General features: G+C 39.9%; 18 protein-coding genes and 1 tRNA gene. 8 read left to right on the top strand and 11 right to left on the bottom strand.

What is annotated here, in order from left to right; all coding sequences use genetic code 11:
• Positions 1-25: 25 nt before the first annotated feature.
• The 5 genes from FDK13_RS06745 to FDK13_RS06725 all read right to left on the bottom strand — a co-directional run bounded on the left by FDK13_RS06745 (position 26) and on the right by FDK13_RS06725 (position 5448).
• Positions 26-601 carry a YeeE/YedE family protein gene (locus tag FDK13_RS06745; RefSeq protein WP_137339207.1) on the bottom strand — a complete coding sequence of 192 codons (576 nt, stop codon included), beginning with the start codon at positions 599-601 and terminating at the stop codon, positions 26-28.
• Between the two features lie 274 nt (positions 602-875).
• Positions 876-2258 (bottom strand): MBL fold metallo-hydrolase, encoded by a 1383-nt coding sequence (locus FDK13_RS06740; RefSeq protein ID WP_137339304.1) that lies wholly within the window; start codon positions 2256-2258, stop codon positions 876-878.
• 140 nt (positions 2259-2398) lie between these two features.
• On the bottom strand, positions 2399-3250 hold the full coding sequence (locus tag FDK13_RS06735; RefSeq protein WP_229215925.1) for a sulfite exporter TauE/SafE family protein: 852 nt from the start codon (positions 3248-3250) through the stop codon (positions 2399-2401).
• Positions 3251-3265: 15 nt separating this feature from the next.
• The gene (locus FDK13_RS06730; protein WP_137339206.1) at positions 3266-3913 is read right to left on the bottom strand and encodes a Crp/Fnr family transcriptional regulator; all 648 of its coding nucleotides are present in this window, start codon (positions 3911-3913) and stop codon (positions 3266-3268) included.
• A 149-nt stretch (positions 3914-4062) separates the two neighbouring features.
• Positions 4063-5448: an MATE family efflux transporter gene (locus FDK13_RS06725; RefSeq protein WP_137339205.1), complete on the bottom strand. Its 1386-nt coding sequence runs from the start codon at positions 5446-5448 to the stop codon at positions 4063-4065.
• Between the two features lie 343 nt (positions 5449-5791).
• On the opposite strand from FDK13_RS06725, the gene hflX reads away from it, so the two are divergent.
• The 3 genes from hflX (at position 5792) to FDK13_RS06710 (ending at position 7686) form a co-directional block, all read left to right on the top strand.
• Positions 5792-7042: a GTPase HflX gene (hflX, locus tag FDK13_RS06720; protein ID WP_137339204.1), complete on the top strand. Its 1251-nt coding sequence runs from the start codon at positions 5792-5794 to the stop codon at positions 7040-7042.
• 78 nt (positions 7043-7120) lie between these two features.
• Positions 7121-7192 (top strand) — tRNA-Arg (locus tag FDK13_RS06715).
• Between the two features lie 203 nt (positions 7193-7395).
• Positions 7396-7686, top strand: a complete 291-nt coding sequence (locus tag FDK13_RS06710) for a P-loop NTPase family protein (RefSeq protein WP_137339203.1) — start codon at positions 7396-7398, stop codon at positions 7684-7686.
• Positions 7687-7914: 228 nt separating this feature from the next.
• Here FDK13_RS06710 and FDK13_RS06705 read toward each other — a convergent pair whose 3' ends face one another.
• Positions 7915-8661: a LytR/AlgR family response regulator transcription factor gene (locus FDK13_RS06705; RefSeq protein WP_137339202.1), complete on the bottom strand. Its 747-nt coding sequence runs from the start codon at positions 8659-8661 to the stop codon at positions 7915-7917.
• Positions 8662-8672: 11 nt separating this feature from the next.
• Positions 8673-10286 carry a sensor histidine kinase gene (locus FDK13_RS06700; protein ID WP_170982730.1) on the bottom strand — a complete coding sequence of 538 codons (1614 nt, stop codon included), beginning with the start codon at positions 10284-10286 and terminating at the stop codon, positions 8673-8675.
• A 278-nt stretch (positions 10287-10564) separates the two neighbouring features.
• Between FDK13_RS06700 and FDK13_RS06695 the strand changes: the two genes are divergently transcribed.
• The 3 genes from FDK13_RS06695 (at position 10565) to FDK13_RS06685 (ending at position 14099) form a co-directional block, all read left to right on the top strand.
• Positions 10565-10831, top strand: a complete 267-nt coding sequence (locus FDK13_RS06695) for a hypothetical protein (RefSeq protein ID WP_137339200.1) — start codon at positions 10565-10567, stop codon at positions 10829-10831.
• 53 nt (positions 10832-10884) lie between these two features.
• Positions 10885-11085, top strand: a complete 201-nt coding sequence (locus FDK13_RS06690) for a hypothetical protein (protein ID WP_137339199.1) — start codon at positions 10885-10887, stop codon at positions 11083-11085.
• Between the two features lie 590 nt (positions 11086-11675).
• Positions 11676-14099: an ABC transporter permease gene (locus FDK13_RS06685; RefSeq protein WP_137339198.1), complete on the top strand. Its 2424-nt coding sequence runs from the start codon at positions 11676-11678 to the stop codon at positions 14097-14099.
• A gap of 738 nt (positions 14100-14837) precedes the next feature.
• Here the strand turns inward: FDK13_RS06685 and FDK13_RS06680 are convergent.
• Complete coding sequence (locus tag FDK13_RS06680) at positions 14838-15596, bottom strand: SDR family NAD(P)-dependent oxidoreductase (RefSeq protein ID WP_137339197.1); 759 nt, start codon at positions 15594-15596, stop codon at positions 14838-14840.
• A gap of 112 nt (positions 15597-15708) precedes the next feature.
• The gene (locus tag FDK13_RS06675; RefSeq protein ID WP_137339196.1) at positions 15709-16332 is read right to left on the bottom strand and encodes an NADPH-dependent F420 reductase; all 624 of its coding nucleotides are present in this window, start codon (positions 16330-16332) and stop codon (positions 15709-15711) included.
• 105 nt (positions 16333-16437) lie between these two features.
• Between FDK13_RS06675 and FDK13_RS06670 the strand changes: the two genes are divergently transcribed.
• Together FDK13_RS06670 and FDK13_RS06655 are read left to right on the top strand one after the other, a co-directional pair.
• Positions 16438-16818, top strand: a complete 381-nt coding sequence (locus FDK13_RS06670; protein ID WP_137339195.1) for a winged helix-turn-helix transcriptional regulator — start codon at positions 16438-16440, stop codon at positions 16816-16818.
• Positions 16819-17387: 569 nt separating this feature from the next.
• Entirely contained in the window at positions 17388-17831 is a 444-nt protein-coding gene (locus FDK13_RS06655) for a carboxypeptidase-like regulatory domain-containing protein (protein ID WP_137339194.1), read from the top strand.
• A gap of 329 nt (positions 17832-18160) precedes the next feature.
• Here FDK13_RS06655 and FDK13_RS06650 read toward each other — a convergent pair whose 3' ends face one another.
• Positions 18161-18829, bottom strand: coding sequence for a hypothetical protein (locus FDK13_RS06650; RefSeq protein ID WP_137339193.1), 669 nt, complete (start codon positions 18827-18829; stop codon positions 18161-18163).
• Between the two features lie 104 nt (positions 18830-18933).
• Positions 18934-20010, bottom strand: a complete 1077-nt coding sequence (locus FDK13_RS06645) for a hypothetical protein (RefSeq protein WP_137339192.1) — start codon at positions 20008-20010, stop codon at positions 18934-18936.
• Positions 20011-20368 lie beyond the last annotated feature (358 nt).

Below are 20368 nucleotides of genomic sequence, written 5' to 3'. Positions count from 1 at the left end.
GTAAATTAATTTCGTTGGTAAATATTTATCTGACCATGTCTAACAACCAGGGCAGCAAAATCCAGGTTGAAAAGAAGCCGCCAACCATAAAAAATATCGTGGCCACCAGTGAAGGCCATTGCAAATTGGCAAGTCCCATAATAGCATGTCCGGATGTGCAGCCACCTGCGTAACGGGTTCCAAATCCAACCAGAAATCCTCCTAAAACGAAGAAAATAAGTCCTTTTAAAGAGAGGATATTTTCAACAGAGAAGATATCAGCAGGCATTAAACCTGAAAAATCGGTAATGCCCAATTGCGTTAAACTGGCTTTTGTAGATTCCGCAACAATCAGAGAATCGGGATTTGTAAGGAGATAAGTAGCAACAAAACCACCCAATGTTATTCCTGCTACGAAGAATAAATTCCAGGCTTCCTTTTTCCAGTCATATTTGAAAAAAGAAATATTTGCCGGAATAACGGCGGCACAGATATGGCGCAAAGAAGAGGAAATACCGAAAGATTTATTGCCTAGTAAAAGCAAAACGGGAACTGTAAAACCAATAATCGGACCGGCAACGTACCAGGGCCAGGGTTTGCGGATGAGTTCGAAGATTTCCATATAAATGTTGTATGATGTTAATACCTTTTCTTGTTTTCGAGATTTAATCAAACCTACATATTAACAGGAGGCTCCTATGGGAGCCGGACATGTATTTTCGTCTTGGATACTATAAACAGGAAGCCCTTACCGGGCTGAATTTATAGAAATTTCTTAGTAATCAGCCCGATACGGGCTTCCTGTTTATAGAAATTATGGTTGAATAAGGATTGTCCGGCTCCTTAGGAGCCTCCTGTTCTGGCTACGAATTTGTTGAAACTCAATAATGTCAAAACTAATGCATAACCACTTTCGTCTTCTGAATCGCTCCAAAACCACCTTCAATATTCACCACATCATCAAATCCTCTCGATTTTAAAATGGAAGCAGCAATCATGGAACGGTAACCACCTGCACAATGCACGTAAAGTGTTTCATTTTTTGATAACGTTGTCATACTTTCATTGATCGTATCCAAAGGAATATTTTCTGCTCCATCAACATGTCCGGCTTCAAATTCATCCGGTTTTCTTACATCAACGACTTTAATATTTCCTTGTTTATATTGTTTTGCAAATTCTTCAGCAGGAAGTGACGTGATCGTATCAACTTCTTTTCCTGATTTTTGCCAAACATCAAATCCGCCATTTAAATAACCGATTGCGTAGTCATAACCAACTCTTGCCAGGCGTGTTACCACTTCTTCTTCACGCCCCGGATCGGTTACCAATAATATATTTTGCTTCAAATCCGGAATAAGCGCGCCAACCCAGGGAGCAAATCCACCGTCAATTCCGATGTTTATGGAATTTGGTATAAAACCCTTTGCAAAATCCTCCGGTTTTCGGGTATCCAAAATTAAGGCGCCGGTTTGATTGGCTTTTGTTTCAAATGCTTCCGGTGATAATGCGTGATCGCCTCGTTCCAAAACATCATCAATACTTTCATAACCATCGCGGTTCATTTTTACATTTTCCGGGAAATATTGAGGAGGTTCAGTTAATCCTGCTGTCACCTCTTTGATGAATTCCGCCTTCGTCATATCCGCACGAAGCGCATAATTGAATCTTTTCTGATTTCCCAGAGAATCGCTGGTTTCCTTACTCATACTTTTTCCACAAGCCGAACCAGCGCCGTGAGCCGGATAAACGGTTATGTCGTCAGGCAAAGTCATTATTTTTGAACGCAAACTATCGAACAGAATTCCGGCAAGATCGTCTCTTGTAATATCCCCATTCTGCGCCAGATCCGGCCTCCCTACATCACCGATAAAAAGGGTGTCACCACTAAAAAGTGCTATTTCTTTTCCGTTTTGGTCAGATAATAAATAACAGGAAGATTCCATCGTATGGCCCGGCGTATGCAGGACTTTTATCGTTATATCTCCTAATTTGAAGACTTCACTATCCACTGCAATATGCGCTTTAAAACCTGTGTTTGCCTTTGGCCCGTAAACAATTTCTGCTCCGGTTTTTTCTGCCAAATCAATATGGCCAGACACAAAATCGGCGTGAAAGTGAGTTTCAAAAACGTATTTAATCTTCACATTTGCCTTGGCCGCTTTTTCAATATAAGGCGCTACTTCACGCAAAGGATCAATTACTGCCGCTTCGCCATTGGAAGAAATAAAATAAGCTCCCTGAGCCAGACAGCCAGTATATATTTGTTCGATCTTCATCATAATAGTTCTGTTTTAAGGAAATCCTGATTAGAATCCCTCCTGGTTGTTTTTTACTAATACTCAAAATTCGAATAAAAGTTGATAGGAGTGGGTGATATTAGTCACATTGGAATGAAAAAATCCCGGACTTTACCACCTTAAAAAAGTAACTCTCTCAGGATAATATAAATTCCAATACAAAGGACAAACCATCCAAAGGAATTCTTCAGAGTAGCTGCAGAAAACTTTATGGACAAATAATTTCCGGCAAAAAAGCCAGAAACGGATAATGTAGTTATTTTTAATAGTAGGTTCCAGTCTGGATTTGCTGTAGATAATCCTGCAAAAAATCCGATCATGGATTGCACTCCAATAATGAGCAGGGATGTGCCAATGGCCTTTTTCATTGGAATCTTGTTCAATATGGTCAGTAAAGGAATAATCAGAAATCCTCCGCCTGCACCTGAAATTCCGGAAATCGTACCAACAGAAATTGCCTCGCAAAAAATTAATCCTAAATGTTTTTGCGGGTCACTTTTTATATTTTTCTCAACTTTTTCTTTTCTGAAAATCATTAATAAAGAAGCCGCGATCATGACGATCGCAAAAAATAACATGATCATTAACCGTCTTAAAATGATTACCGAATTAAATAAAATAATCTCTTCCGGAATCGCAGGCAGAATTACTTTTCTTGCAAAAATTACTGCCATAGCAGAAGGAATACCAAAAAGCAAAGCCATTTTAAAATCAATGGATTTTTCCCGATGCAAAGGAATAACACCAATCAAACTGGTAATGCCGACGATGAACAAAGAATATTCCGTTGCGTTTAACGGACTTACTGAGAATAAATAAACCAGAATCGGAACTGTCAGAATGGATCCTCCTCCTCCAATCATTCCTAACGATAAGCCTGCCAATATAGATGCCAGATAGCCAATAATCTCCATTTTTATTTCAATGATTTTGACAAATCTCGGCAGAGAAACGGTGTAAGTCTGTGACAAATATCACTGGCATAATTAATTTAACCATAAAATCGAATTTCTGTTGAGCTTAACCTTTTTATCAAGCTCCATTTTTTTTAATAAACGTGAAATAACCTCACGTGAAGAATTTAGATCCTGTGCAATTTCCTGATGTGTGATAGTAAGTTCGTTGCTTCCTTTTTGTTTAACCTGATTTTCGAGATAAAATTCCAGGCGCTCATCCATTCCTTTGAAAATGACATGGTCAAGCAAAAGCAGTAATTCATCAAACCGGTCGCGGTAGTTTTCCAAAACAAAATAATACCAGCTTTTGTAATTTTTCATCAGGTCATCAATGACAGGCACAGGAATCAAAATGGCCACTGTATCTTCAACGGCTTTGCCCAGAACCTGGCTTGTTTCCTGTTTTGCAGCACAAATGATGGATAAAGCACAAGCTTGTCCGGGATTTAGATGATAGATAAAAGCCTCTTCTCCATCCTCACCTTCACGATAAAGTTTAATAAGACCTTCTGCGATTAGTACCGTATGTTTAAAATATTGCCCCTGACGCATGATCAATTCCCCGGCGGGAAAATGTTTCAAAAGAGCAACTTCTTCAATTTTTTCTTTTAAAGCAGGTTCAAAAAAAGAGAAATGGGTATCGATGTATTGACGGATTTTTAAAGAATCTGAGGACATAGAAAATTGTTATATTGTTACTTCGGCAGTCGGCTATCAGCTTTCAGATGGTTTGCGCAGAAACTCAATGTTCATAAACCAGTTCAGGTATTCAACTGAATGATTAATAACTTTGTTCAATTTCATGATCTGAAAGCCGAAAGCCGGGGTTATATTTTCACCGTTTTCCATTTTCCCATTCTAAACCGCCAGATTCCCAGCAAAGCCAGAATAGATTCGGCAACGGGTACTGAAATAAATACGCCGATGGGACCGAGTGCAAAAAATATGGAAAGGAGATAAGCCAACGGAATTTCAATCAGCCAGAAACAGATCAGGTTTAAGATGGTTGGTGTTTTGGTATCGCCTGCACCGTTTAGTGATTGGATGATGACCATTCCGTAAGCATAAAAACCATAACCAAGACATAAAACCCGCAAAGCCAGTTTTCCGGTATGGATCACTTCAACATTTGGGCTGAACCAGCCAATGATTGTTTCGGCTCCTGCAAACATGAAAACGGAAAGTCCGACGAGGAAAAATAAATTATAAGATGCGCATTTCCATACTGATATTTCTGCACGTTCAGGTTTTTCTGCACCCAGGTTTTGTCCAACCAAAGTCGCAGCGGCATTGGCCAAACCCCAAGCCGGTAATAGGGTAAACATGATCACGCGAATTGCAATGGTGTAACCAGCCACGACATCGCTGCCAAATTCCGCCAGAATTCTGGTGAGGAAAATCCAGCTTGCGGAAGATACCAAAAACTGCCCTGTTCCGCCAGCGGCTACCTTTACCATACTAACTATTGTTTCTTTGTGCGGTTTCAAATCGGCCCAGGCAAATGCCAGCGCTTTGTTGACGCGGGTTAAAGAATATAATTGATAACCAACACCAATCGAACGGCCCAATGCGGTAGCAATGGCGGCACCTGCAACACCGAAAGCAGGAATAATTCCAAAGCCAAAGATCAGCGTCGGCCCTAAGATCATGTTTAATCCATTTGCGATGATCAACGAACGCATCGCAGTTGCAGCTGCACCGGCTCCACGCAAAGCACCACTTAGCGAATAAAGTAAAATGACAACTGGTGCACTGAGGAACTGGATTTGTGCAAAAATCGTCCCGGTTTCAATCACCTTTGGATCTGCTCCCATAATGCTTAATACATCACCGGCAAAAATAAAACCGGCTACGGCGATTGGTAAGGAAATTCCGAGCGAAATCAGTATAACCTGTCCTATTGCCACGCGCGCCTGTGCCATGTTCCCTTCGCCTATACGTCTGGCAATGGTTGCAGTTGCAGCCGTGCTAAGTCCTATCGCGACAGAATAAACCAGGGTAATGACCGATTCGGTAAGCCCAACGGTTGCTACCGCTTCAATACTTACTTTGGAAACAAAAAATATATCGACAACAGCAAAAAGGGATTCCATGACCATTTCCATGATCATGGGGACAGAAAGAAGGAAAATTGCCCGGTTGATGCTGCCATCCGTAAAACTTTCTTCGGACCCGCTTAAGGCCTGACGAAGTAGTTGAAACCACTTTTTCATGTATAAAAAGTAAAATTCTGATTAATAATAGAATATCCGCGTTTCGGAAACGCAGTATGAAATCCTGTAAAAGGATCAAAAAAGACGGAGTGGTTTAATTAACCGAGGATGAACACCAACATAGGCTTAGAGCGATTTTTCCAAAGATACAAAACTGTTTTTTGAATATTCAAATAAAAAACTGGAATACTATTTGGGGAAGTCGTAACTTCATGCCGTTTGAACCTGAACTTTTGAGGTTCGTAATCCGTTTTCAATTTACCCTTTGAGTAAAAAAAGGGATGCTTTTGCCACTGGGATAGCTCAGGAATGTGTGAAAGCCTGAACAAAAAATGTATCCTGAATGATCGATAAAAGTAAATTATTTTCAACTGCTGTTCAGCAGGAAACAGCTGTGCTGGTAGCTGTAAGTACACAAAAACAAACCACGGCAAAAACAAAAGAATACCTGGAAGAGCTGGACTTTCTGGCGGCGACTCTTGGTGTGAAAACATTGCACAAATTCACCCAGAACCTGGAAAGGGCTGATATTAAAACCTATGTAGGAAAAGGAAAGCTTGAAGAAATAAATACCTTCATTACGGCGAATCCGGTTGACATGGTTATTTTTGATGATGATCTTTCGCCTTCACAAGTACGTAACCTGGAAGTTGTATTTAAAGATATAAAAGTACTTGACAGAAGTCTTCTGATCCTGGATATTTTCGCGATGCGTGCTAAAACGGCACAATCAAAATTGCAGGTCGAACTTGCCCAGTACCAATATATGTACCCACGATTGACCCGGCTTTGGACTCACTTAAGTCGCCAGTCAGGGGCGGGTGTCGGTATGCGTGGTCCTGGTGAAACGGAACTTGAAACGGATAGACGTATTGTAAAAGACAGAATTGCGTTTTTGCAGGAAAAGCTTGAAAAAGTGGATCGCCAAAGCATGACAAGACGTAAGGAACGCGACCGTCTGGTGCGTGTTGCGATTGTGGGCTATACCAACGTGGGAAAATCAACGCTGATGCAGGCATTGTCCAAATCAGATGTTTTTGCAGAAAACAAGCTTTTTGCCACGGTAGATTCTACGGTACGGAAAGTGAATATGGAGAACATTCCTTTTCTTTTGACTGATACAGTCGGTTTTATCAGGAAATTGCCAACAACATTAATTGAGTCCTTTAAATCGACACTGGATGAAGTTCGTGAAGCTGATATTTTGCTGCATGTAGTTGACATTTCACATGAATCTTTTGAAGAACATCTGGAAGTTGTGAACAATACATTGGTGGAAATTGGCGCGGCGGATAAGCAGACGATTCTTGTTTTCAACAAAATTGACTTGTACAAACCAGCACCAAAGGCCGAAGAATGGGATGATGAAGGAAATATGGTTCCCGAAGAAGCTTTCACAGAAAGCGTCCTGGATCAGTTGAAGAAAAGCTACATAGCGCATAAAGCAGATCAGGTTATATTTATTTCTGCTGCCAAAAAGGAAAATATGGAAGAGTTGCGCAATACGCTATTTGCCGCGGTAAAAGCAAAACACTTCGCGATTTATCCAAATTGGCTTGATTTGGGATATTCTGCCGTACAATCAGAAGAATAATCACTTGTAATTGAATCGGATTTTTGCCAATTTTGCACCCCGATTGGTATTCATAGGAATATGGATACCAATTTGTTTGACTGCGTAGTTCAACGGATAGAATAGGAGTTTCCTAAACTCTAGATATGGGTTCGATTCCCGTCGCGGTCACAAAGTGTTTTTAAGTGGATGTAAATCTTAGATTTACATCCACTTTTTTGTTGAGAGACTAAGTATTTATCTTAGGATTTCGGGACTTTTTTAGGCTGTTAGGTTGATGGGTCTGTGGGGACACAGACCAAGGATTAGAAGAGAATAGAACAGCTATTGAAACTAATAAAGGATGAAGAGGCAATGTTTTTCTTTCGGATGAAATGTTTAAAGGGACCAACTCTGAGGATCGTCATAGAGGTGGGTTCTCATTAATTAAACAATTAAAGGATCTTAATGCCTTTGGAATTATTTCAACCCACGATTTGGAGTTAGTAAAATTGGCGGGAAGGTGCCATATTGTTAATAACCGCAGTTTTAATAGCGAGATTCAAGAAGGAGAAATGATTTTTAATTATGGTTTAGCAGAAGGTATATGTAATGACTTTAATGCAAGCGAATTAATGAGGAGAAGTGGGATTAACATTATTTTTACTATGGAAGAAGGGCGGTAACAATCCAAAAAATAATGACTGAATTTGGTTAATGGTTAACCGTAGATGACGTCCCGGTAATATAGCGCAACTCCTTTGGGAAAGTGTAAAGTAAAATCAGGACAACACACATGAAAAAATTGATAAAAATAAAAAAGTAAATGTACGTCGTGACCATGCAAAAGAAAAGATGCAGAAGTACGGCCGGCCAATTAAAAGAACTGGCAAAAAATAAGGAGAACATTCCCCTTATTTTTTGTTCATCATATTCTCTTCCAAAAGTTTAAAGAATTTTTCCCGATACGTTTCTCCCAACGGGACAGCCGTGTTTTTATTTAAGAAAATCTGATTTCCTTCTACATATTCTACTTGGTTTAAAGCAATAATGTACGACCGGTGAATGCGTGTAAAATAACTTTCAGACAAATATTCTTCCACCTCTTTCATCGTTGAAAGAGTTACCAGTCTTCCTGTTTTTGTGTAAATGCTGACGTAATTCCCCAAGCCTTCAATGTATAAAATATCATCAAAGCGGACTTTCATAATTTTGCTGTCGACCTTAATAAATACGTAATCCGAAGCAGTCACCGTCGGTACCGTTGCGACTGTAACGGGCAAAACCGAAGTCTCTTCTTTTGTCGTTAAAGCATCTTTTGCCTTCTGAACCGCTCTCAGGAAACGGTCAAATGGTACTGGTTTCAGTAAATAATCAACGACATCAAGCTCATATCCTTCCAGTGCATATTGACTGTAAGCCGTGGTAAGAATCACCTTGGCTCGCCCACGAAGGAGTTTTATAAATTCCAGACCGGAAAGCTCCGGCATATGGATATCCAGAAAAATAAGGTCAACGGGCTGTGTGTAAATTATTTCCAGTGCCTGAATTGGGTCGAGATAAGCGCCTGTTAATTCAAGAAATGGGGTTTTAGCAATATAATTTGTAAGAACATTGAGTGCTGCTTGTTCATCGTCAATTATCAGACAGCGTAAATTCATATTTTCAAAATTTAAAGAATAATGGTTAGTTCAGAAGCGTAAAATTCCGAATCATTCTGTATGGAAAGTATGTGTTTTCCAGGATATCCAAGCGCCAGCCTTCGTTTAATATTTTCAATTCCAATGCCAGTGGAATCTTCCTTTGGGCCGCTTCTTATTTTATTTTTCACAAAAAATACAAGCTTTTCCGAGTCCACTTTCAAATGGATTTGCAACGGAAATTCCTCCTGGTGCAGTTCTCCATATTTAAAGGCATTCTCAACAAAAGTGATCAAAAGCAACGGCATTATCCTGCGTATCTGTACTTGTCCCTGAACGCTAAAATCAATTTGCAGGTAATTCGAGAAACGGAGCTGGTTAAATTCTATGAAGTTATATAAATGTTCAATCTCGTCGACCAGTGAAACTTTCGCCTCATCGTTATTCTCCTGCAAACCATAACGCATCATTTTAGAAAGAAGCATGGTTGCACGCGCCAAATCATCCGATAGGGACAGGGATTGGGAATATAGAAAATTCAGGCTATTAAACAGAAAATGAGGATTGATCTGATATTTCAGCGATTGTAATCTGGCATCCAAAACCTCTTTTTCCAGCACTTTTTGTTTCAGCATTTCCTTCTGCCTACTTTCGGCCAGGTCCCGAAGGTCTTGCTGGTATTGTTCAGATTTTCTGGCATAACCATAAATAAAACTGATCAGCAAAATCACCAGGTCCCAGGAATTGGCAATACTCGCAACTCTTCCGAAAGCTCTACCCAATTTATATGCCGATGACTTTCCATCGGTTGGTATGGTTTGGAAAACATCAACTCCATTTAAAATAGAAGGCAGCCCAAAACCTTTTGTCAAAAGGAAAAACCAGATGATCTTAACGACGACCAAAATAACCCAAAGCGCCAGACTGCTTAGTAAGGCCAGGACAATCTTATTTTTTATCAATAAGCTGAAACTGGTTTTCAGGTTGATGTAAAAGAATATTACCGATGGTAAAACCATCAATAACGTTGTGCTCCATACAATGGGTTTGCCAGAAAAAATATTTGAAAATATCGTCAGAAAAAGCCAAAGCACCCAGCCCAGTACCAGCCAAACCATGTGTAGCCAGGAAAGGCTATACTTTTCGTTTTTCCACCAGCGGTCAAGTCTGAGCAGCCAGTGATTACGTCTGTGGTAATTTGCTATAATAACGTATAGCAGTAAAGTGAAGGGATTGACAACCATCATACCCATAATATAATCCCTGTTCATGGTAGAATCCCTATGCATGACGGATTTCTTGCCAGTACCCAATACCTCACCAACGTGAGCTGCCGATGCGCTATACTCACTTTCAGAAATGGTAAGTTTTGCCACCAAAAATGAGGAGGCTGAAAATAACAGTACGCCTGCAACAAAAAGTGCCCCGAACTTAATCCTTGAAATATGAAGACGCCGCACAGGAACAAGTACATGATAGGCAAAAAGATAAAGGGCCCAGTTTAAAAGCATGGTAACAGGCAGACCGATCGCATTCCATTGAGAAAAATATCCGGTGTAATCCCAGGCGCTAATTATAATGGCCGCCGTAAGAACGCCGAGGATAACACCTGTTTTGCTATTGGCAGGTAAAAGTTTGTTTATCATTCTATTAAAAATAGTTCGGCTTAAATGTAACATCGGTACTGTTAAGCCCTTAATTTTTATGACCAATACCTCAACTTAAATGACGAAGCCCGAAATCTGATTTAGAATCAGCCTAAACCTACTGCAAACGGCTTTACAGTATACTTTTCATCTTTCGTCATCCGATTAACCAGGTTGGTCACAACAAATTTCAACTGCACTTTTCATCCCACACCTTTGCAATGTCATCACGGACAACGATTCAAACAAATAATTATCATATAAACTTTTCAATCCCTATGAAAACTGCTTTAAAATTCTCTGCTCTGGTTCTTGTTTCTTTCCTTTTTGCCAGCTGTGCAGAAAAAGAAATCAATCCCGAATCTGTTTATTACTACCAATCTCCTGAATCTCCGTCCGGCAAACCAGGCGCAGGTAATGTTTTGGATATCGATTTGAAAATTACAGCACCGAGACACAAGGCCATGATCGGTCAGAATGGAAGTGTAAGTAGAAGTACTGAAAGAACACCAGACGATGAATCAGAGAATACACTAAACCAATAACAACACAGATTCCTCAAATTAAATCATTATCAACTCCCAAAAATTTGCAAATCATGTTATATATTCTATTTGTCATCAGTCTTTGTTTTGTTGTAATGGGTAAAAACTTCTTTTTTAAGATTTCAGATACCAACATATCCAAAACCTTAACCTGGGTGGGATCTCTCGGACTTGGTTTTATCATCGGGACCCAGTTTTATAACCACTTTACGGATTTCCTGTCAGGATATAATGAAGCCCGCAGTATGAAATAGAGGAAATAAATATTCAAGAGAACATGGTTGAAGCGCTAAGCGTTTCAACCATGTTCTTTTTGTAAAAAGAGCCGCATGGTCTTTTACGCGGTCCGCCGCGCGGTATTTTGGAAATGGTAAGGGGGGAACCGTTTATTCTCTCTAGATGAAGCAGGCCAGCTCTTTTATCAGACCGCATCCAGTTCGTCGGAGCATGAAGTACCCTATATAATCGATGGGTTGATGCACAACCGGGTCATCCACTCTGCCGCTCATTCCACGGCACCGGCCGCCCGGAGATACCGGTGGCTTTTCTGAAATCATATTTGCCATTACCGCCTTGCTCTGAATAGCTTTCAGGCCGCGGCTGGCCAAAATACATGAACACAATTACCTTCGATAGACGCGGTCACGACTTACCATGAATTAGGATATCAGGTCAAACCTGACTCAAAAATCAACTTCGAGTTTGTTATAGAGCATTGGGTGGAGATTTTTCATTGAATTAACTAATCAGTTAGTTTTTAAACTAACAAATAAGTTATACATTTAGCCCGTAGTAATTAGGAAAGGACTCAAATTCATTATCTGATCATTCATTCACGTTGGCTATGATACGGAATTACATCACAGTTGCCTGGCGTAATCTGCTGAAATATAAGGCTATTTCGTTCATCATGATTTTTGGATTAGCCTCTGGTATAGCTGCTTTCCTGTTAATTGCCCAGTACGTATTCTCTGAGTTTAGCTATGATGAATTCCATACCAATTCCGGTAACATCTATCGCATCCTACTGGATGATTACAAACAGGGCGTTCTGACCAATAGCAGTGCGGTCAGCTACCACGCTGAAGCTCCGGCCATAAAGGAAACCTTTCCTGAGGTAGAAAATTTCGTTCGGCTCCACCAGGCAGACGGCATGATCAGTTACCGGAAACCTACGGGCGAACTGGTCAGCTATCACGAGAAAAAAGCATTCTATGCCGACTCTTCTTTATTCAATGTATTTTCATTCCCGTTGCTAAAAGGTTCTGCCAATCAGGTGTTACGCCGACCTGAGTCGGTTGTGATTTCAGAAACGATGGCGCAAAAATATTTTGGTCAGGAAAATCCGATTGGCAAAACGCTTCAGTTAAGTACAGATTGGCAGGGAGGTGACTACGTAGTGGAAGGCATATTTGCTGATATTCCGGCAAATAGTCATATCCATTTCGATTTTGTTTTTTCCATCCGGAATCTGCTAAAAAATCAGCAGTTTGCCACTGGTGGCTGGTACTGGACTAATTTTTATACGTATCTGCTCCTGAAACCGGGCACCTCGCCAAAAGTATTGGAGGGCCGACTGTCCGGTATTATCGAAAAGCATATTGGTAAGCAACTGAAGAAATATAAGATCAGACAAACGTTCGTTTTACAACCCCTTCGTGCCATTCACTTATATTCCCAAACGGCCACAGAAGTCGAAGCAAACGGGAAAATTGTTATCGTTTATGTACTCATCCTCATTGCTTTACTGATTCTGGCTATTGGCTGGCTTAATTATATCAACCTATCCGCGGCGAGAGGTATTGAACGGGCAAAAGAAGTAGGACTCCGCAAAGCACTGGGGTCTGAAAAGGGACAATTGATGCAACAGTTTTTTGTTGAATCTCTGGGTATTAATCTGTTATCTGTCTTAATTGGATTTGGTCTTTTTTTACTGGCGCACATCATCTTTAAGGACTGGATTCAGGCTACCAATGGCTTTTCCATGGGTCAGAAACCCCTGTTTTGGATCGTATCCTTAACGGTAGTTTGTCTGGGGTTCTTTCTTTCCGGATTTTATCCCGCTTTTATCCTTTCCTCGTTCAAACCAATTGCCATTTTAAAAGGGTATTTGCCTAAACAAGCCGGTGGCGAATCGTTCCGTAAAACCTTAGTGGTGTTTCAGTTTACAGTTTCAATTTTCCTGATCATTGCCACGCTGGTCATTAATCAGCAGCTTAATTTCATGCAGAAGCAGGATTTAGGGATGAACATCGACCAGAAGCTCATCATTAAAGCCCCCAAATTGTTTCGAACGGATAGCTTTACCAATGACATTCGCTTTTTTAAGGATCGGATGCTAGCACAGACGGGTATACAGCAGATAACGACTTCCTCCGAAGTTCCGGGGCAGGAAATTTTCTGGACGGACGAATTGCAACGGTTCCATGAGGCTGCCGCCGATTATAAACTGTGCAGCATGTTGGCTGTTGACGAAGATTTTATTCCGACGTACAAAATCAAGTTGTTGGCGGGACGAAACTTCAATAAAGACTTAGTACTTGATAACGACGCGGTTATCATAAACAAAAGCGCGTTAAAGGCTTTTGGTTTCGCAACCGCCGAACAGGCACTCAATCAGGAAATTGGCAATGTACTACCCAAAAAGATTATCGGCGTCGTAAATGACTTCCATCAGCAATCCCTTAAAACGTCAAATCGTTCTATTATTTTTCAGCATATTCCCTGGAATAGCAGCTTTCTGACGATTGAGTTACGTAGCAATAATATACGGCAATCAATAGCGGTGCTCCAAAAAGCCTATCAGGAAGCCTTTCCTGGCAATGCGTTTGAGTTCTTTTTCTTAGATGATCATTTTCGGCAACAGTACGAATCGGATGAACGGGTAGCCACTTTGTTCAGTTGGTTCGCACTTGTAGCGATTAGTATTGCCTGTTTAGGTCTTTTGGGGCTAGCCATGTTCACGGCTAAAAATCGCATAAAGGAAATTGGTATTCGAAAAGTGCTCGGAGCCAGCGTTGGAAGTGTTGTCATGTTATTATCCAGGGATTTTCTTAAGCCAGTTGGTCTGGCTATGCTACTAGCGTCCCCCCTTGCCTGGTACGCTATGACTTGGTGGTTACAGGACTTTGCTTATAAAACTGACATCAAGTGGTGGACATTTGTGGCAGCAGGTGGGCTGGCTATAGGAATTGCCCTGGCAACCGTAAGTTTTCAAAGTGTCAAAGCCGCGTTGATGAATCCCGTCAAGAGCTTACGTAGCGAATAAGTTTGGGGTTTCCTTATGTTACCCTCGTTTAGATGGTTAAAGTTCATCACATAAAATGGTGGTTTTGAGAGACTTGATATGAGATCCATTGTTTTAAGAAATTAGCGTTTTGAGAGATGAATCTTTTTTGATGATTGTCAAGTCACCGCGGTCAGTTATTCATATACGCTTCAGCTGCTATAACGCAAAACCGATGTTAATAACACAGGCTTTTGTCGTTGGTTTAGTTTGTCAGTTAAACGTATTGTCCGAAAATTAAAAAGCCACGGATAACTGGTGTGAGGGCACTGAAAAAGCTACTCATTTATGAGTAATCCTTTAAAACGGATCAAGTAGAACCTGTTTTTACTTGATCCGTTTTTTATTTAAAAAAACTCTTAATTGGTTGATTAGGTTATCAATAAATTATCCATGCTTTGAAAATTAAGGAATTTACGGTTACTTTTTGTTTGTGGATACCTACGGGACTAGTTTAATCATTCTCTTCAGATTTACTGTAAAAATTGCCAATGCTCCCTTCATTTGCATATTTGTAATTCCGTAAGATATTGCCCGCCCATAGCCCGTTTTTTAATTAGAATTCCTAAAAGACTTTTTCAGTGCTCTCAACTGGTGTATCTGTGGCTTTTTGAGTTAAGAGTAGTGGTTATTGCTGATTTAGTTTAATGCGCAGTTGGTAGTACCACCGTCAACCAATAATTCCAACCCATTGTTCTTCATATTTTTGGGTGGATGGACTTAAAAGCCATACATACCACCCGAAACCGAAATTTGCTCGCCCGTAATCCAGGCTGCATCATCCGAAGCAAGAAATACGGCAGCTTTCGCAATATCTTCGGGCTGGCCCCTGCGACCAAGCGGGGTATTGGCAATAAACATTTTTTCATACTCACTACCGGCAGTTACACCTGCACTAGTTGCCCCCTCGGTTTCCGTAGCGCCCGGCAAAATCGAGTTGATACGAACGTTTTTTGCGCCCAATTCTTTCGATAAAGAAATGGTTATGGCATCTAATGCTGCTTTAGTTGCAGAGTACAAAGAGACTCCCGCCATCGGCGATTTGCTTGCACCCGAACTAATGTTGATGATATTGCCGCCCTTATCGCCAAACAGTTTTAAAGATGCCTGGATAGTAAGTATAGGACCCAAAACATTGACGTTGAAATGCTGATGAAAAGCTTCTGCCGATGCCTGTTCAACAGGTAAAAATTGCTGATAAACCGCGTTGTTGACCAAAATATCCAACGTGCCGAAAGTCTTCTTTGTTTCTTCAAAAAGCCTGGTTACATCGACTTCATTCGATACATCGGCCTGTACCGCAATGGCTATGCCGCCATTGTCGGTTATCTCCTTAACCACGCTATCTGCGCCTTCTTTACTTGAAGCATAATTTACAACAACCTTTGCGCCTTCGTGGGCCAAGTATTTCGCGATAGATGCACCTATTCCTTTTGAAGCACCGGTAACGATCGCTACTTTGTTTTTTAATTTACTCATTACGTTTATTAATTAGTGGTTGAGCGACAAACTCAGTTTAGTCGCTTTAATTAACCTGTGGTTCTCTTTGTCCACCAGGCAGAATCGCATTGAAATTTGCGATCACGATTCATCAGTCGAATTTGACCAAGTCTTTAAAGATCAGTTGACCCCAGTTTTTTCCGCGCGCCTGCACAAGCAGTCCGCCTTCCGAAAGCCCGCCAAGTTGGACGGGTGAAAAACCGAGATTGTCCGCCAGCGCACTAATCTGCGTTGCTGCGTCGTCATCGTCACTTGCCAGGAACACGACTCGCCTGCCACCCTGTACGGCCGGATCTTGTTCAAGGACGGCAGCGCCCAAATGGTTGAAGCCCTTAACCAGTTTTCCACCCGTAAAGGCCTGCGCGACGACCCTACCGGAAGGCTGCCCTCCCAGCTGCTCAGGGGACACGCCGTAAGCATTGGTCACATCGACGATGGTCTTCCCCTGCCAGGTGGGCAGCGCCTTCGCGACATCCGGGTGCGCGTCAAAACGCACTGCTAAAAAGATGATGTCTGCCTTAACGGCTTCCGTGAGTGTGGTGGGAATAATCGTGGGACCGATTGTGGCCGCATCGGATGCAAAGCGTTCCGGGGCGCGCGTTGTTGCAACGGATACCTCGATGCCTTTGCGGGCAAACGCTTTGGCCAGGGCCTGGCCGATCTTGCCGAAGCCAATTATTGCGTAGCTCCCTTCTTTTTTTTCTGATTTACTCATTTTTTAGCTACTTTTACATTTGTTTCACAAAGGAACTATCAATAGTTTATTTTTGAAACTATAATATTTTATTCTGGTTACTTGTAGGTAACTACAAATTTGAATATGAAAGACGACAGATTTTGCAATTCGAATTGCCCATTTACGAGAGCTATTGGCACCATTGGTAATAAATGGAAGCCGATCATTATAAATGTACTTGGAACCCGTACCCTGCGTTTTGGTCAGTTAGATGCCATCGTACCCCACATTTCAAGGAAAGTACTGACCGAACAGTTAAAAGAGTTGGAAGAAGATGGCTTATTGGAACGATTGGCCTTTAAGGAACTACCACCAAGGGTAGACTATAAGTTGTCTGAAAAAGGCTTAGCTTTTTTGCCAATTTTAGAAAATATAAAAGAATGGAATTTAAAATATGAAGTGGCTCTAATCCCCAAAGAGACTGATTACAAATGGAGTAAACGTCCCACAGACTGCTTGCCCTAAAAGACCGGAACTGGCCTATTACCAGTTATCTAAAGAAGGGGAAACCGGTAGCTGTTTATTACGAAACAGGTTTTGAGAATCTGTCTCATTTTTCTTCTGGTTTTTAAGAAAACGGGTCATGCTCCAACAGACTCATCAAGTGAACCGTAGTGGGGGATTTTACCCTGTTAAGATTTCGTATACAGCAGAAGCCTATGCCGACACGTTAACACCCATCATCTACGCCATGAAGGATTGGGGTTTAACCTATCGCAACAAAATTTCAGCGCAGCGCACTATGCGGGTGTGTTTGGTCGGTCTTTTATAACGTCGATTTCAAGTCCGAGAAAACGGAGGTTTTCGTTTAGTCTTGTTTTAATTCTATCACACCTTAGCTGTTTTTCCCGCTCTTTTGAAATTTCACGATTACTTTCATCTAAAATGACGTTCATTAATCTCTGACAGTTTTAATTTTCAAAATCAGAAACTGTTATGAAATTTTGCGTTCTTAGATATCTTGCCATTCGTTATAATTCTGCAATAGTAATCGTTATATCAATAGTTTTACAACTAACTTAAATTCAACGACAGTGAGAAATTTGTATATTTCAATCAAACGACCATTCATTAAAAAATCCCTCATAGCATTTGCATCAATATGCATCTCATTTGTAAGTTTCAAATGCTCTGACAAAGGAGATAATTTAACAACTATTTATGGCACTGTTACAGATCAAAATGGCAACTCTGTTGATAGTATATATCTACTTGTTAATGGAGCAATATTTACAAGGTATGATGAACTAAAAACAGTCTATACCGATTCTGCTGGGAAATATGAGTTATTGGTTGACCCACCTAAAAAATATTCGATCCTAACTGTAAACATCCCATTTTATTATATTGAAAATCCCAAATTCACGGTTCTTTATAAGGGGTTTAAAGTTAAAAAAGATAACGTAGGAACAAACGAATGCTGCTATGTCACGATAGGAGAAAAAACCAACTACGATTTTCAATTAATACCAAGATAAAGGGGCTTTGTAATAATACATTTCGTATCAAGTATAGGAGATTAAATCTCTTAAAGTTTCTGGAAATTTAACCTTCTTGTTAATGAGACCTCCTTACAATTATCTGAGACATGATATCTCTTGTGACAACAAATATCTTTTTGGCATCCTTATTATTGGTTCCAGTTGTTTTCCCTTTTTGATCGTATAAGTCGCCTGCCATCATCCCATCAGGATCAATGAAACGGATTGAATTGTTGTAAGTATATGAAGATCATCTTCTCGAAATTTCGCTTAAACGGTAGTTTCTATAAGACAAAAAAAGATTTCAATGTTTGTACAATTAAAATTTACTTTTTCAACCATTGACCATATTTGTAAAATTCATCCCCGATTTTCATCGAGTTAAAATCAACCGAAGAAGCAAAAATCCCATTAAAAACTGTATTGAAATTTCCGGTATCATAATACACCTCCAACCCCTCAATGTTTTGGCTATAAATGTCATAGGGAACAAACTTGTAACCGGGAAATTGCCTCTCAATATTGTTCTCCAAAAAAATAAAATTCTCTTTATACTCGCTTCCCGGAGATATTATAAGATAAGTTGGTTTCTGGAATGTCATCCAGTCTACGGTCACTGTATTTTTATCCATTCCGACAATGGTATAAAACGGTCCTAACACACTAATATAAAAATGAAGTTCTTTGGTACGTTTGTGGTTTTCATGCGTAAACGTTTCAAATTCAAGGTAACCACTATAAGAAGGCGCTTGTCCGTAAGTAGTATCCTCTATCTTCTTGCCAATATTGCTTTCCAATTCGAGTAAAAAATCAGTAAACTTTTTGTATTCACCTCCTTCAGAAAATTTTTTAGTGAGCAAATGCCCTAGTTCGATTAATCCGGGATAGGAAGAGAAAAAACCAGTTTCGTCCTTTTTGATGCTTAATGGGTAATTGCGTTTTATACAATCATAAATTTCCCAAAAATCGAATTTATTTGAATTAAAATAAAACATAGAATAAAGTTTAAAAAGAAAATCCGTTGTAAATTAATTACAAAACGGATTTTCTTTAAATTATTTACAATTTATTTAGACAGAAAATAACCAACGGTCAAATATTAGCCTAAAAAATAATTACCAAATAAATTCATTTGCTCTTCACGCTTATTTCTCGTGCTATTCAAGCAGTAATAGTTTCCAGTATTCGTCACCGTATTTTGACACCCCCCACTTGGAACAAACGATGCGCCTTGGTCAAATGAACGTAGTCCCTCTGTAATGTAAGATATTAATCTTGCCCTAATCTGGTTATGCTGGTATTCAATTGTACCATTGTTCAAAGCAATTTCAATCCTCTGACGTGCATTATTATACGCGTATGCAAACATTATACCGATCTGCTCATTAGTTCTTCCGTGAGTAGGGATTGTTACACAAGATGTAAAAAAATCTACATTGATAATTTGTTCAGTGCTAAAGTTTATGGCAGTAAGTCCTAATCCAGTTACGTTAGAGGATTTTGCAGCACCTGTTGTTGTCCAATTGGTTGGAGGGCATAATTTGCCTACATAGGGAAGTGGTGTCCCGCCTTCACCACCAGCGGGAGGCAAAGAGCCTATTCCTGAAGAAATGTCCTCACCAATAGTTCCATATCCAGTATTAGTTCCAAAGTCGAATGTTGGTACTTGTCCACCTTCACAAACAACATCCGTATGCATATACGAACAAACCTGATTAGTACACGAATACCAATCGACATAGGTACACATTTCGGTAGTTATTCTTGATTTACTATCTCCCTCAGAGAGAGTAATCTCGGTCACCTTATTATCACGGGTCACCTTGTAGCCTCGAATAAATTCACCTACGAGACTTTCGAATATTAGTAGACCTGAGTATCGTTCAAATTTAGTTGCCGTTAAATATTCTATGTCAGGTAATTTTGTCATGACTTCAAAATTGTACCCGGAATTAGTTTTAGTTGCAATAATATAGCTTGCATTACTATATGAAATTTTGGAGCTATCTGGCAGCTTAGCTGTAAATTCCTCCTTTAAATTGAATGGAATTACTAATCTTTCGATACCGTCAACTTGGACTTTTTTAACTGTTTTCCAAAAAACCTTTTTGTCTGCAACTCGTCTTTTCCAATCATTGGATTCTTTTCTGAGGCTTGTTTCATTTTTTAATGCCAAGGTTTCGTATGCGCTTCTTGCATCTTCGACATTTGGTGATTCTTTGGAAACATCTTGAATTAAATTTTTAGATGGCTCTTGATTTACTGTCGGATCTTAACATGAAACTATCAACTGGAAGGTAAAAAACACCGCAAAAATGTTTCTAATTAGTTTTGTTTTCATTTTAGAGAGATGTTTTTTTTTGTAATAATAATTTTACGTACGTATAGAACAAATATTACAATTGTTGTGAAAAGAAAAACCAATGGTTACATATTCCAAAATTTAGAAAATTTCATTAACGGTCAATTTTAATTACCGTTAATGAAATACATCGTAATTACTAACTAATCAGATAGTTTGCAAGATGAGAAAA

This window comes from Dyadobacter frigoris, assembly GCF_005280585.1.
In the GTDB taxonomy this organism is placed as follows: Bacteria; Bacteroidota; Bacteroidia; order Cytophagales; family Spirosomataceae; genus Dyadobacter; species Dyadobacter frigoris.
This window is presented reverse-complemented; position numbering and strand designations above follow the sequence as displayed.

What these genes read in the sequence shown, in the direction of transcription:
- FDK13_RS06745 (WP_137339207.1), bottom strand. Translation starts at nt 601, where the DNA reads ATGGAAATCTTCGAACTCATCCGCAAACCCTGGCCCTGGTACGTTGCC.
- FDK13_RS06740 (WP_137339304.1), bottom strand. Translation starts at nt 2,258, where the DNA reads ATGAAGATCGAACAAATATATACTGGCTGTCTGGCTCAGGGAGCTTAT.
- FDK13_RS06730 (WP_137339206.1), bottom strand. Translation starts at nt 3,913, where the DNA reads ATGTCCTCAGATTCTTTAAAAATCCGTCAATACATCGATACCCATTTC.
- FDK13_RS06725 (WP_137339205.1), bottom strand. Translation starts at nt 5,448, where the DNA reads ATGAAAAAGTGGTTTCAACTACTTCGTCAGGCCTTAAGCGGGTCCGAA.
- hflX (WP_137339204.1), top strand. Translation starts at nt 5,792, where the DNA reads ATGATCGATAAAAGTAAATTATTTTCAACTGCTGTTCAGCAGGAAACA.
- FDK13_RS06710 (WP_137339203.1), top strand. Translation starts at nt 7,396, where the DNA reads ATGTTTAAAGGGACCAACTCTGAGGATCGTCATAGAGGTGGGTTCTCA.
- FDK13_RS06705 (WP_137339202.1), bottom strand. Translation starts at nt 8,661, where the DNA reads ATGAATTTACGCTGTCTGATAATTGACGATGAACAAGCAGCACTCAAT.
- FDK13_RS06700 (WP_170982730.1), bottom strand. Translation starts at nt 10,286, where the DNA reads ATGATAAACAAACTTTTACCTGCCAATAGCAAAACAGGTGTTATCCTC.
- FDK13_RS06695 (WP_137339200.1), top strand. Translation starts at nt 10,565, where the DNA reads ATGAAAACTGCTTTAAAATTCTCTGCTCTGGTTCTTGTTTCTTTCCTT.
- FDK13_RS06690 (WP_137339199.1), top strand. Translation starts at nt 10,885, where the DNA reads ATGTTATATATTCTATTTGTCATCAGTCTTTGTTTTGTTGTAATGGGT.
- FDK13_RS06685 (WP_137339198.1), top strand. Translation starts at nt 11,676, where the DNA reads ATGATACGGAATTACATCACAGTTGCCTGGCGTAATCTGCTGAAATAT.
- FDK13_RS06680 (WP_137339197.1), bottom strand. Translation starts at nt 15,596, where the DNA reads ATGAGTAAATTAAAAAACAAAGTAGCGATCGTTACCGGTGCTTCAAAA.
- FDK13_RS06675 (WP_137339196.1), bottom strand. Translation starts at nt 16,332, where the DNA reads ATGAGTAAATCAGAAAAAAAAGAAGGGAGCTACGCAATAATTGGCTTC.
- FDK13_RS06670 (WP_137339195.1), top strand. Translation starts at nt 16,438, where the DNA reads ATGAAAGACGACAGATTTTGCAATTCGAATTGCCCATTTACGAGAGCT.
- FDK13_RS06650 (WP_137339193.1), bottom strand. Translation starts at nt 18,829, where the DNA reads ATGTTTTATTTTAATTCAAATAAATTCGATTTTTGGGAAATTTATGAT.